General features: G+C 38.4%; 10 protein-coding genes. 3 read left to right on the top strand and 7 right to left on the bottom strand.

The window, feature by feature from the left end:
- Position 1: 1 nt before the first annotated feature.
- From H7A25_00525 to H7A25_00500, 6 genes are all read right to left on the bottom strand, one after another.
- Positions 2 to 3301, bottom strand: a complete 3300-nt coding sequence (locus tag H7A25_00525; GenBank protein MCP5498361.1) for a transglutaminase family protein — start codon at positions 3299 to 3301, stop codon at positions 2 to 4.
- Positions 3302 to 3434: 133 nt separating this feature from the next.
- Positions 3435 to 5762 carry a SpoIIE family protein phosphatase gene (locus tag H7A25_00520; protein ID MCP5498360.1) on the bottom strand — a complete coding sequence of 776 codons (2328 nt, stop codon included), beginning with the start codon at positions 5760 to 5762 and terminating at the stop codon, positions 3435 to 3437.
- Positions 5763 to 5764: 2 nt separating this feature from the next.
- Complete coding sequence (locus tag H7A25_00515) at positions 5765 to 7033, bottom strand: hypothetical protein (GenBank protein ID MCP5498359.1); 1269 nt, start codon at positions 7031 to 7033, stop codon at positions 5765 to 5767.
- A 9-nt stretch (positions 7034 to 7042) separates the two neighbouring features.
- Positions 7043 to 8209 carry a bifunctional glutamate N-acetyltransferase/amino-acid acetyltransferase ArgJ gene (gene argJ / locus H7A25_00510; protein ID MCP5498358.1) on the bottom strand — a complete coding sequence of 389 codons (1167 nt, stop codon included), beginning with the start codon at positions 8207 to 8209 and terminating at the stop codon, positions 7043 to 7045.
- Positions 8210 to 8288: 79 nt separating this feature from the next.
- A complete protein-coding gene (locus tag H7A25_00505; protein ID MCP5498357.1) occupies positions 8289 to 9662 on the bottom strand; it encodes a HAMP domain-containing protein in 1374 nt (457 codons plus the stop codon).
- Complete coding sequence (locus H7A25_00500; protein MCP5498356.1) at positions 9652 to 10323, bottom strand: response regulator transcription factor; 672 nt, start codon at positions 10321 to 10323, stop codon at positions 9652 to 9654. The genes H7A25_00505 and H7A25_00500 overlap by 11 nt, the downstream gene beginning before the upstream one ends.
- Positions 10324 to 10499: 176 nt before the next feature.
- On the opposite strand from H7A25_00500, the gene H7A25_00495 reads away from it, so the two are divergent.
- The 3 genes from H7A25_00495 (at position 10500) to H7A25_00485 (ending at position 12404) form a co-directional block, all read left to right on the top strand.
- Entirely contained in the window at positions 10500 to 11048 is a 549-nt protein-coding gene (locus H7A25_00495) for a hypothetical protein (GenBank protein MCP5498355.1), read from the top strand.
- 2 nt (positions 11049 to 11050) lie between these two features.
- The gene (nadA, locus tag H7A25_00490; protein MCP5498354.1) at positions 11051 to 12028 is read left to right on the top strand and encodes a quinolinate synthase NadA; all 978 of its coding nucleotides are present in this window, start codon (positions 11051 to 11053) and stop codon (positions 12026 to 12028) included.
- An 88-nt stretch (positions 12029 to 12116) separates the two neighbouring features.
- Complete coding sequence (locus H7A25_00485; protein ID MCP5498353.1) at positions 12117 to 12404, top strand: 30S ribosomal protein S20; 288 nt, start codon at positions 12117 to 12119, stop codon at positions 12402 to 12404.
- Between the two features lie 10 nt (positions 12405 to 12414).
- Here the strand turns inward: H7A25_00485 and H7A25_00480 are convergent, their stop codons facing one another.
- Positions 12415 to 13668 carry a PAS domain-containing methyl-accepting chemotaxis protein gene (locus H7A25_00480; protein ID MCP5498352.1) on the bottom strand — a complete coding sequence of 418 codons (1254 nt, stop codon included), beginning with the start codon at positions 13666 to 13668 and terminating at the stop codon, positions 12415 to 12417.
- Positions 13669 to 13679 lie beyond the last annotated feature (11 nt).

Below are 13679 nucleotides of genomic sequence, written 5' to 3'. Positions count from 1 at the left end.
ATCAATGTCTCAGGTCAAGCGTATATGGAAACTCCGGAAGAACTGATTCAGGGTAAATAAAAACTTTTCCCGGTGTATGCCCGAAGGGAAAGAATCGGGAAATTCGCCTTGTTTCGGCTTCATTCGAGTTCACAGGAAAAATATCGTATCCTCTACCTCCCGGATGACTTACATGGTAGGAACAACCTCCTATGGACTTTTCATTCCAGGTATCTACAAGGTCAATAACTATCGGGTTATGACTTTTAATTGTCGGATGCAAAGATGAAGCAGGCGACCAGGCTTTATATTTGACTCCTGCCACGTATTCCCCGTTAGTACCGGTAGAATGAAGGGGCAAAGTTCTTCCATTACAGGTCAGGATATGTCTGGTATTCGTGATTCCAAAAACTTTTACCTGTAATCTTTCTGCAGAAGAATCTACGTATCGTGCAGTTCCTCCGGTTCTGGATTCCTCTCCTAAGACATGCCAGGGTTCCAGGGCAGAACGAAGCTCAATTCGGATATCTCCATAATGAACTTTGCCGTACAGGGGAAAGCGAAAGTTATAAAAAGCCTCAAACCATAAAGGATCAAACTCATAACCAAATTGGTTCAAATCAATTAAAACTTCTTTAAAGTCTTCCCAAACAAAATGTGGAAGCATATACTTATCGTGCAACTCGGTTCCATATCGAACCAACTTTTGCCTGTAAGGTTTTTGCCAGAATTTCGAGATAAGAGCACGAAGGAGAAGGGCCTGTACGGTACTCATTTTGGCATGAGGGGGCATTTCATAAGCCCGTAATTCCAATAACCCCAATCTTCCCTGTGCTCCGTCAGGTGAATAGAGTTTATCGATGCAAAATTCTGCTCTGTGTGTATTTCCTGTTAGATCTGTCAAAAGGTTTCTTAAGACTCGGTCTATAATCCAGGCCGGAGGGTTCTCTCCTTGCTTTTCAAGCTCCTTAAATGCCAGTTCCAATTCAAAGACCTGATCATTCCTCGCTTCATCTACTCTCGGTGCCTGGCTGGTTGGGCCTATAAATAATCCGGAGAAAAGATAGGACAGGCTCGGATGATTTAACCAATAGGCGATAAGACTTTGCAACAAATGTGGCTTTCTGAGTAAAGGGCTGTTCCCGGGATAGGTAGATCCAACAGTGATATGGTTTCCTCCGCCGGTTCCTGTATGTCTTCCATCCAGCATAAATTTTTCAGTTCCGAGTCTCGATAACCTTGCTTCTTCATACAGGATTTCTGTATTCCGAACCAGTTCATCCCAGCTTTCTGCAGGTTGAATATTCACTTCAATCACACCTGGATCGGGTGTAATCGAAAACTTCTGGATTCTCGGATCCGGAGGAGGAGTATAACCTTCTATAATCACACGATAATTTAAAGCTTCTGCGGTTTGCTCTATGCAGGACAACATGTCCAAATAGTGTTCGAGATAAAGAAGCGGAGGCATAAACACATAGAGTCTGCCATCCCTGGGTTCCACACAAAGAGCGGTTCGAATCAGCCAATCGGGAATCTCATCGGGGTTTTCCGGAATTTGCTCTTCTATATTTTCGCTCGGTGAGAGATTTCCCTCTTTAAATTCTTTGTGTCTCCACTGAACTCTTGTATAATAATCTTCTAATGGAGCTTTATCTGCAAAGCTACTCAACTCTCCCTCATAAAAACCTTTCTCGCTATGAGGTAAGGACTTCAAAGGAAGCCTGTAACCCATAGGAGAAGTTCCGGGAAGTAAATACATCCTGTCCCTTCGCAAAAACCAGACACCGGATTCCCAGCCTCCCAATCCATAGTTCCAGCGAATAGGAATAGTATAACCCGTTTCTTTCTTCAAACCAGCTTCTAAAGACTTCCGTAAACCTTCCCTCTCAAAATCATCATCCAAATTTCTTCTAAATGGATCTTCATTCACAGGAAGGGTTCCTTCTTTCCAGAGATAGAAGTATAAGTCCTCAAATCCGGGGAGCACATGTTTTTTATGAACGCAGAGATATTCCGTTAGAACTTCCATGAAGAGCTTTGCTTCTCTGTGTCCGTAGCGATACGTCTCTCTCTCGTCACCATATAATTCCTGATTTCTCCAAATGGGAAGCCCATCTTTTCTCCAGTAACAACTTAGTGCCCAGCGTGGAAGTGCTTCTCCCGGATACCATTTTCCCTGTCCGAAGTGTAAAAGTGGGTTCCGTGCAAAAACTTTCTCAAGCCTGTTGAATAGCTCAATTGCGTATTTCTTTTTTGTAGGTCCCAGGGCTTCTGTGTTCCATTCAGCTCCATCCATATCATCGATAGAAACAAATGTGGGTTCTCCTCCCATAGTCAGGCGAACATCATTACGTAAGAGATCCTGATCGATTCTGCGACCCAGTTCGTTTACACGGATCCATTCCCTTTCCGAATAAGGATAGGTTACTCTCGGAACCTCATTGATCCTTTTAACAGACATTTCAAATTGAAACGTAACTTCAGCTTTTTCTAATGCACCGGTAACGGGTGCTGCACTGGCAGGTTCCGGAGTAGCTGCGAGAGGAATGTGTCCCTCTCCGGCAAGTAGTCCCGATGTGGGGTCAAATCCAACCCAGCCTGCACCCGGAAGATAAACTTCCGTCCAGGCATGTAGATCGGTAAAATCGTTTTCCGGCCCGGAGGGACCATCCAGGGATTTCACATCCGAAGCAAGTTGAATTAAATAACCCGATACAAAACGTGAAGCCAGACCAAAGTGACGAAGGATTTGGGATAGTAACCATGCCGAATCTCGGCAGGAACCTGTTGTTTTTTGTAAGGTTTCTTCACAGGTTTGTACACCGGGTTCCATTCGAATAATATAACCGATGTCTTTTTGAAGTCTCTGGTTCAATTCAACCAAAAAATCAATCGTGCGTATATCTTTTCGAATTTTTATATCTTTTATATAGTTTTTTAAAAACTTTCCCTTTTCTTTAATTTCTAAATAAGGAGCAAGCTCGGTTTGGAGAAGTTTATCATATTTAAAGGGATAATGTAAAGAGTATTCATCCAGAAAAAAATCAAAGGGGTTCAATACCACCATATCAGCGATGAGATCTACTTCAATTTTAAACTCTGTTGTTTTTTCCGGAAACACAAGTCTGGCTTGAAAGTTCCCGTAAGGATCCTGCTGCCAATTCAAAAAATGGTCTTTAGGTAAAACTTTAAACGAATAGGCACTGACCGGGGTCCGGGTATGTACTGCCGGACGTAAACGGACAATATGCGGCGAAAGGCTTATAGGTCTCTCATAAGTATAATGGGTCTTATGATGTAAAGCAACACGAATAGACATAATCTCCTCTTTTTACCGGCAATAAACGCTTAATTATTAAACATTCTTCCCAAAGAAAGGACAGATGCTTTGTTCTTTATCTGTAATTCCGGTATAAATTATACAAGCAATTATCGTACCTTTTATCTATTCTTTATCTTTCCTTAAATTTTTTAGAAATACAGATAAAGGAAATATCGTCTGTCATATCATTTCCTTTTCGGAAATCTTGCAGCTCCTGCTCTAAGAGGCTCGGAAGATCAGCTATTGGAGTTTCGAGAGTACTTCTTAGAAATTCTTTCAATCTTTCTTCCCCATAGATTTCATCAGAGGGAGAAAAGGTTTCGGTTACTCCATCAGAGTAAAGAAAAAGTCGATCTTCTGTATTTAACTGTATAGAGGTTAGAGTAAAATTACAGGGAAGAATTCCAAGGACCCGGTGAGTAAAATCTTCTTTTAATATATTTCCGTGAGTGTTTAAAACAAGAATAGGAAGATGACCAGCATTTACAAATTCAAATGTCCGACTATCATCATCGTAAATTCCACCGATAAGAGTCATAAACTCATTTCCCTCATATCTTTCGATTAAGAAAGTATTAATGTGGTTAAATATATGGGGAAGATCCATACCGGACTGTACCATATTTCGTGTAATTGCACGAATAGCACTCACTAAATAGCCACTGCCGAGACCGTGACCGGAAACATCTCCGAGAAAAATCATGAGTTTCTTTTCACTGAGCTTGATAAAATCCAAATAATCTCCGCTAATTCCTACAGCCGGTATAGAAAGATAACATATATCCAGGCTTTTCAGATTTTCTGCTTGAGATGGATTTATGGTCTTATCCATGATGGTAACAGTATTCAGGTCTCTTACCAGTTTTTTCTTTTCTACTTCAGCAATTAATAGCTGATAGTTTTGTAATAATAGATCTGCAAGACGAGTGCATTCTTTTATAAATCGAAGTTCTCCCAATGAGAAGTTTGTTTTGTTGTGTTTTTCTCCAACAAGAAACACAGCACTAATTTTTTTAATTCCTATAGAACCGAACATGGGATAAGCCAGTTGGATTTCCAATTTGCGTAAAAACTTATATACAGATTCTCTTACACCCACTCCATGGGCCAGATAGGAGGTTACTATGGGTTCTCTTCTGGAAGTAAAAAATTGCCAGATTTCAGAGTTGGAGGGAAGTTTTATAACATTCATAGCCTTGAAGTCAAAAGTAGGATATTCGTCTCCCGATATAAGAATTGTCATATTTCCTATATCCAGAGTTTCACGAATAATTCGACTAAGGCTGTTCATGGTAGCTTTCATAGAAATAGGAGAGGCTATCAGGCTCGCCATGATTTCCAGATTTTTATTCAGTTTTTTGTTTCGCCCGAAAGTCCAGTAGTCTAACCAGGAAGCTAATTTATGCTTTACCGCGCTCAAGCTCGAGGAAATTACGATTAAAAATAATATATTGAGGATTTGCTTATTCCGTTCATATCCAATAGGATTTATATAACTTAAAAACGATATGGTTAAAGAATAAGAGATAATTACAATAACCGTTAAGTAAAATATCAAAATAGAGGAGTTAAAGTAGAATTGTTCGGGTATAAATGTGTACCGATATGTACCATAGATAAACAATAAAGGAAATAGTCCGAATGCAACTATCAGGCTAATCCTAGTATAGGGAAATAGTTGAAATAGGTTATATTTATAAATAATATAGGGTAATATACTGATGATTAAAAAACTGGATAAAAGGCTTACTTTTTTTATTTGAACCGTATAACCGGGTCTGTATCGAAATAAATCATATAAAATCACAACTACACAGGATGTTATAGCGATCAGGATTAACAAAATCCCTACATGACTGAGACGGGTAAAAATTTCAGAACTATCTTTTTCCGTAAAACCAATAAAAGCAAAAATAACAGCAAAAAAGACTTCAGGAACCAACCACTTGGAGGATACGTCCTTTCCTTTCAGGCGGAATGCCAGGTGAATAAAAAGAAAGGCCATGAGAAACATACTAAAATAAAATATAAAATAAAAACTATCAAAACCTAAAAGTATAAAATCACTGAAGAAAAACATGGCTAAATTTAAAAACAAAAAAGACAGGAACATATCCCCATCCCGGAATAAAAACCAGGTAGCGGCCATTATATAGATGAGTGAAATAAAAAGGTGGGGAATAAAGTCTTTAATGACATTCCACTTCTGAATCAGGTTAAATTCAAAGTTAAAGCGAGTTTGAGGTTTTTTTTGAACCCGGATAATCGGGATCTTATCTCCTTCATAGATATTATATCCGATTACATGTGAATTTTTCCAGTCTGTGTTGGCTATATATCCATTCGGATAAAAGTATAGAAACCTGCGATTAGGTGAAGTCTCCATCCCGATTATCACAAGGTATATCATCAGGGCAAATATAATAACAGCTGTAAATATAATATTTGTATTTTTCACAGTTATACTTTCTTTATAATCTCTAATACAATATTATTTTTATAATATATATTAAAATTATTATTTGCCAGATTTTCATGCTGGTTTCTCCAACCTACAGAAAGAAGGTTCGTATTTGGATCCTCCGGGTCTGTTACTTTAAAGTTCAAGCCATAATGATAAAGACTCATGCCGGGTTTATCGTATAAAAAACGGCCGATCAAAAGTTCATAACTTTCCTGCCAGGATAAGGCAATCATAGTTTGATCGATAAGACGCTTGATTGAATCTACATTTCTCTTCTTTTTTAAAAAACCTTGAGAATACAGAGTTCCTAAAAGATAGGAAGAAACCAGACCTGAACCAATTCGGTTTATTCCGAGAGTTAATAATACGAAGTACTGTTCATTTACACCGGATAAAAATTCAATAAGGATATTGGGATTTTTTATAGGAGAGTTAAACTGATAAGTTTTAAAGTCCTGCATTTTTTTGGTGAAAATCAGGTCTTCGATTTTGCTGGCAACTTCAAACTCTCTCTTATACTTTGCATGAATCGCTATTTGGGAGGAAAGGTTATGGTTATAGATAGCCATAGCACATTTACTTCCGAGAACCATGAGGTTCATCAAGTCTTGCTCAAGAGGAATATTGGTGACTGCTAAAAAACCAAAAAGTTTATCTCGAAATAAAAAGGGTAGAATATAGTTTGCTTTAAAAGTTATAAAGTATTCATTATATTTGGGATTTTGAATGCATTTGTCAATGGAAATTCCCTGTTTATTTTCTTTTAGAAACAGGATTAAGGACTCGCTTATCTGGTAATTCTTTTTTTTTACTTTTTTTTGTTTGCCTCCACGAGTATAGGTATAAATATTAAAAGAACTTCCTCTTTTATCTAAAAGAGCAATTCTACCCGAATTACTACCAGAGATATTTACCATATCAGGAAAAACGTTGGATATTAAAGTATCATACTCGAATTTACGTCTGGCACTTTTTAGAGTTAAAGGATCATCAAACAAGAATTCGGAGAGAAATAATTTCTTTAACTTTGCATCTAAGAATTCCTGCAAAGGTAAGATTCCAATAACAGCAATTAACATAGCAGAAAGCATACTGATTTCCAGACTATAAACTATACTGCCCGGGATAACCTTACGAAACATTTGGTATATTAGAATAATCAAGAAAATAGAAAGGATACGAACAAGGACATTTATAGATTGAGCCTTGAGTCGGAACTCTGAAGGTAGTATACTGCTAAGACTATCCATGAGCTTACTCAGCATAGGAAAGCCTCAGGTTGTATAAAACGCATTTTCTTGGACATAAGCTTCGCTGAGATCGGAACCCCAAAATCTCTTTTCTGTCGAACCTGATTTTAAATCTATACTTACCAGGATCTCGAAATTTTCCTTTAAATAAGCCGAGAGTTTTTTCTTTGTCTCTGTATCAGCAGCTTTTACGTTCAAATCTCCGATATGGATACTTAAGTTTTCATAGGGAATTTTTTCTGCAAAAACTTTTCCGACTGCCATTACAAACCTTCCCCAGTTTGGGTCTCCTCCGTGAATTGCGGTTTTTACCAGGGGAGAATTCAGAACTGATTTTCCGATTCGATTGGCCTGTATTTCATCCCTTGCGTTTAATATATCCAATTGTATTAACTTTGTTACTCCTTCACCATCAGATACAATCTGGCGTGCGAGATCGATACATATTTCGTCCAGGGCTTCCTGGAATATTTCCTGACTGACTTGACCTGCTTTCCCGGAGCACATCAGGACAACAGTATCACTGGTGGAAGTATCTGAATCGATTGTAATACAGTTAAAACTTTTATCTACAGAGAATTTTAGAATATCATAAAGCTTTCCATTTTTCGGCATAAGGTCAGTAACTATATAGCATAACATTGTAGCCATATTGGGTTCAATCATCCCGGCTCCCTTTGCCATACCGTAAATAACTCCCTTCACCCCATTTTCTTCAATTTCTTTTACGGAAATTTTTCTTTTTGTGTCGGTGGTCATGATAGCCCTTGCGGCTTCTTCAAGGTTTCCGGGTTTTAAGTATTGCTTTGCGCTTCGGCAGGCCGGTAAGATTTTATCTATAGGGAGGGGTACTCCGATTACACCGGTGGAAGAAGGAAGAACATTTTCTGCTTGAATTCCCAGAGACAGGGCAAGCTCCGAACACATAGCTCTTGCATCTTCTATGCCCTTTTCACCTGTAGCCACATTCGAATTTTTGGAGTTTATGACAATAGCCTGTAATTTTCCATCCTTGATATGCTCTCTTCCTACAATAACCGGAGCACCGGGATAGTTGTTCCGAGTAAATACAGCCGCTGATTCACAGATATCTTCACAGTAAAGAACCGCAAAGTCAGGGGTTGTATCTTTAATTCCAATATTTCTACCAAACGAATAAAAGCCTGAAGGGTATTTTTTGAAGTCTTCCATTTTTCAAAGTTAATATATTATAAGCTGTACAGTTTACAACCAGATATTAAACTATAGAATAAGATTTTAATCAAAAAATCTATGTATTCATTGGTAAACGAAGGATAAACTTTGAACCTTTTGGCTCGTTATTCACTACTTCGACTGTTCCTCCATGAATTCTCACAATATGCTTAACTATCGATAGCCCGAGTCCTGTCCCTCCCTCTTTCCGGGAACGGTTCTTATCTACCCGGTAGAAACGTTCAAATACCCTTTCCCGCTCTTCTTCGGCAATCCCGATTCCTTCATCGATAACCTCTAAGCGGGTAAACTTATTCGACTCAGATTCTGCTCTTAAAAAAATACTGGTTTTTTCCGGAGAGTAGGAGGACGCATTTTTAATCAGGTTGAGTAATACATGTTCAATTAAAAGAGGATCCGCATAAACTTTCAAAGCATCCGGAATTAAAATTTTTAGTTGCTGCTTCTTCAGACTTAAAAGTCCTTCTGTAGTAAGATCTAACTCTTCTACAAGGTTTCGTAAAGGGAATAATTCCGGTTGAAAAATAGCTTTTTGATTTTCCAGCTTGGAAATTAAGAGCATGTCATCTACTATTCGTATCATCCTGTCCGTATTTCGCTCTATAGCATCCAGAAATCGCCTTTCTATGCTTCCGCTTCCGGGGTTTAATTTTCCGGAAAGAGTTTCCGTGTAGCCCTTTATTGCCGTTATCGGGGTTTTTAATTCGTGAGAAGCACTCTGTATGAATTCTTCTCTCATCAGTTGCATTTCTCTTTCTTCCGTTTTGTCAATTACCACCCCGATAAACATAACCAGCTTATTTTCATTTTTTAAAGTATAAAGTTTAATACTGTAAAACTTACGACCGATTTCTAACTGGGTTTTTCCATCGAGGTTATCCGAAAGATGAGTTTTTAAAAATTCCAGGAAAGGTTCGTGTTTAATGGCATCCTGAATCCGCCTGAGTTGAGAATTGGGAGGAATCAACCTTTCCGGAATACTATTATTCTGAAACAGGATTCTGTTTTCCAGATCAATAGCAAACACTCCCTCCTTCAAATTTTGCAAAAGAGAATCAAACTTTTCTTTCTCCAGGGATAGACTGGAGATCTGGGTTTTTAATCGATTGGACATAGTATTGATAGATTCAGTTAGTTCACTAAGCTCCCTTATATCTGAAATGGGAAGGGGAATCCCGAAGTCTCCGGCATTAATCGCTCTTGTTTTTCTTTCAATTAACTGAAGTTGATCCGTTATGCTCTTGGCAATTCTATAGGAAACATGAAAGGTTCCAAAAAGAGCGATGAGAACAAAAAGGAAGACAACAATAATTTGTAGAGGGGTACTCAGGTAACTCAGAAAAAAATAATTCAAGGTACCGATACCCAGTATAATACTTAAATAAACCCAGTTTGCCAATAAGAGCCTTGAGAAAAGGCTACGCATCACTAAAGCGATATCCGATACCCCTCACAGTTTCGAGCTTTTCCTTCTCGCATAGAAGTTTATCTCTTAACCTTTTTATATGTACATCAACAGCCCTATCTGTAATATAGGTATCATGCCCCCAGATTTTATCGAGAAGTTTATCTCGAGTAAACGCCACACCCGGATTTGACATAAATAGGTGAAGGATTTTGTATTCGATAAGGGTTAATTCAACTTTTTGTCCATCTATAAAGACCCTGTGAGCCGCAGCATTTAAGTCTATCTTTCCAATAGAAATATTACCTTCTACTGCTTCCTCCTTATCATTATAGCGACGTATAACAGAACGAATTCTGGCCATAAGCTCACGGATACTGAAGGGTTTTCGAACATAGTCATCCGCGCCGAGTTCCAGACCTAAAACGGCATCGGTTTCACCGGTTCTTGCAGTTACCATGACGATAGGCATGGTGTATTTTTCCCGGATCTTCTTACAGAGATCGACTCCCCCGATCCCGGGTAACATCAAATCCAGGATGACCAGACCCGGCATGTTTTTCTGGATTCTGGGAAGAACTTCCAGACCATTATGACAGACGGTAACCTGGAAACCTTCTTCTTCCAGGTGAAAGCGAATTAATTCCGCAATATCTTCCTCATCCTCTACTAAAAGTACATTCATAATAAACTCTTAAGAAAATTTTTCGAGACTTTTACCTCGACTTTTCCCTTATAGGATAAAAATATCTTTATTACAGTATTATTACAACTCAATTACTTAAACCAAAAAGAGTAAAAACTCTCTCTTATTTTTTTAAATGTTTCTCTCTGTATGAAAAGTTTTTTCTGCTATTCTGATTGGATAAACCGTCAGAAGTGGTAAGAGAACCGAGAAATTTTTGCATGTACAACTGGAGAATATATATCTGGATTTTTATCCTTTTTTTTATAGCCTGCGGGGGAGGCTCCTCAAAAGACCCGGCAGAAACAGAAAGAGTTCTGAGCTATATTTTACAGAATACAGACAGCGGAAATCCCCTGAAAAATGCCTGCATTAGCTTTATTAATGTAGAAAATCTTTGCATTCTTCAGCCTCAGACCGTTCTCATTAGCTGTTCTGATTCAGAATTAAGTCGTTTAAAAAACCTTATCAATCCTGCGGAAAAAAGAATCGATTCAGTTCTCATTAGTTTTTTCCAATGCTGGAAAGATTGTAATACTGTTTATAATACCCAGGAAGAGTTTTGTAAAGAAAAGTTTGCTTCCACTGAAGTTTACCGAAAAAGTCAGAAATCCGGAACTTCTAATGCCTCGGTTATATGGCAGGTCTGCGAGAAAGACTGTAATTCCGGAAAAAAAGATACTGTAAAGGAGACAGGAGCTACTTTTTTAGAGACTCCTTTCTAAGCATGAATACAACTGAATTAAAAGAAGCCTTAAAGCTCAGCTATTTGGAAGAGGAAATCGAATATAAGTTAAGCCTGATAGACGAAATCAATCGTTTAAAAAAAGAGAAGAATGCGATTATTCTGGGTCACAACTACATGACTCCGGATGTATTTCACGGGGTTTCTGATATAGTAGGGGACTCTCTTTATCTGAGTAAGGCTGCTTCTGAAGTGAAAGAAGATATTATCCTCTTCAATGGGGTTCATTTTATGGCGGAAACGGCGAAGATATTATCTCCACAGAAAAAAGTTTTAATTGCAGATTTAAAAGCCGGCTGTTCTCTCGCAGAAAGCATTACCGGACAGGAAGTTCGGGAATTGAAAGCTAAACACCCCGGAGTTCCGGTCGTCACTTATGTAAACTGCACCGCAGAAGTAAAAGCCGAAACTGATATCTGTTGTACTTCCGCTAATGCTTTACAGATAGTTGAATCCTTACCCGGAGAGGAAGTGATTTTTCTTCCTGATCGCTATCTTGCATCTAATGTTCAGAAACATACTTCAAAAAAAATCATTACCCATCCGGGTTCCTGTATGGTGCATGAAATCTATTCACGAGCTGATATTGAGTCTGTGCGCAGGTTGTATAAAGGAGACCTGGTCGTGATTTCCCATCCGGAATGCAAACGAGAAGTGGTGGATGCTTCGGATTTTTCCGGTTCAACTTCCCAGATGGAAACTTTTATCCGCAACTCAGATAAAGTAAATATTATGCTGGTTACCGAATGTTCTATGGGAGATAACCTTCGGAGCACTTTCCCGGATAGAAAATTTGTGGCGACTTGCCAGACCTGTCCTCATATGAAAAAGATTACTCTTGAAAAGGTAAAAGAGGCCCTACTGAAAGAGCAGTTTGAGGTTCATCTCTCAGAAGAAATTATTCGGAAAGCCAGAAATTCCGTAGAAAAAATGCTGGAAGTTTCCTATAAAAAGTCCTGATTCCGGGACTTCGTTTTGAAAAAATACTTGTCAGTACAGGCAGGCTTCTGTTTCCTGTACAACACGTTTACTTAATAAGAGGACAAAATTGGCTAATATAAGATCATCAAAAAAAGACATCAGAAGAACGGCAAAAAGAAGACTTGCCAACATGCAAAAACGCTCCACCATCAGGACATTTGCAAAAAACATCCTGAAATCTATAAAAGAAGGGAAGTTAGAAGAATTACCCTCTCTTTTTAATAAATATGCATCTTCTCTGGATAAAGCAGCCAAGAAAAAACTGATTCATAAAAATAATGCAAACCGCAATAAAAGTCGTATGGCTCAAAAAATTAACCAGGCAATAAAGGAAAAACAGACCGCAGCAGCTTAAAAAAACGCGATTAACTGTCCTCCTGTGATTGTAGAAGCGTCTGAAATTCAGCATTCAGGTTGTGGATTACATCCATAACAGCTTCTACCATCCCCATCTGTTCATTACTCAGCTTTTTTATATTATTTGATTCTGTATCTACCTCATTGATTTTTTCCGTCAGAGTTTTAAAGAGTTTTTGCTCTTCTCCCATCTGTACATTTACTTTTTCGGTTTTTAGCTGAACCGTTTGCACTTCTTTAATGATTTCTCGAAATGTTTTACTTCCTTCTTCAATGTTGTGGGCTCCGGTTTTTATTTCTTCTCCGGTAAGCTTCACCAGATTACGTATGTCTTTTGTACTCTGATTGGATTTCTCAGCCAGGTTTGAGATTTCTTTAGCTACTACTGCAAAGCCGAGACCCACTTCTCCGGCACGGGCAGATTCTATAGAAGCATTCAGGGAAAGAAGGTTGGTCCTGTCGGCGATGTTATCTATAATTTCAATAATATTCAACATTTTTCGGGAACTTTCGTCTATTCGGCTCATAGACTCATTCATGATATGAATTGAATTTTCCCCGGTTCTGGCCAGTTCAGTAGTTTTATTTACAGTAGCGAGGGAGGCCTGTATCATTTCCAGAACTCGCAGGTTTGATTCCATAACCCTTGAAGCAATACTTGTTAGAATATGGAGATTCTCTGCCTGAAGACGGCTACTATCCACTACCTTATCAGAGGAAGAAATAATTTGCTGGACGTATTCAGTAACTGTCATAACCGTTTCTGCGAGACGGTCTGTGGCATTCTTGGCCCGTATTTCCATCTGCACTTTTTCTGTAACGTCTATGGAGAATCCAAGAACGTGATTGCAGCGACCATCCGGCTCTACGATAGGAGTTTTATAGGTCTGAAGCCAGGTTTCCTGTCCACTTTTGCTTACATAGCGGGTTTTTGGGATGATTACAGGCTCTTTTGAGTCCATAATCTTTTGATCCTGCAATTGAATATTTTTTACCTGTTCCGGATTGGCAATGAAATCATAATCCGTTTTCCCGATGATTCCGGACATTTCCGTAGCACCAAAATTATTCGCAATTTTTTTATTGGCCAATACGAAAACACCATTTCGATTACGAACAAAGAATATATGCGGAAGGTGCCAGAAAATATATTTAAGGATTTCAATTTCTCTTTCTAAAGGTCTGGTCTTCTTTTCGATTTCCTTATTTATAAAACTATCAAAGAGCATGATTCCTCTATTATAATCGTATAAAAAAGGCAAACTTCTTGTAA

It is taken from the genome of Leptospiraceae bacterium (assembly GCA_024233835.1).
Classification (GTDB): domain Bacteria; phylum Spirochaetota; class Leptospiria; order Leptospirales; family Leptospiraceae; genus JACKPC01.
The sequence above is the reverse complement of the archived record's forward strand: the minus strand, read 5'-3'. Positions and strand labels throughout refer to the sequence as shown.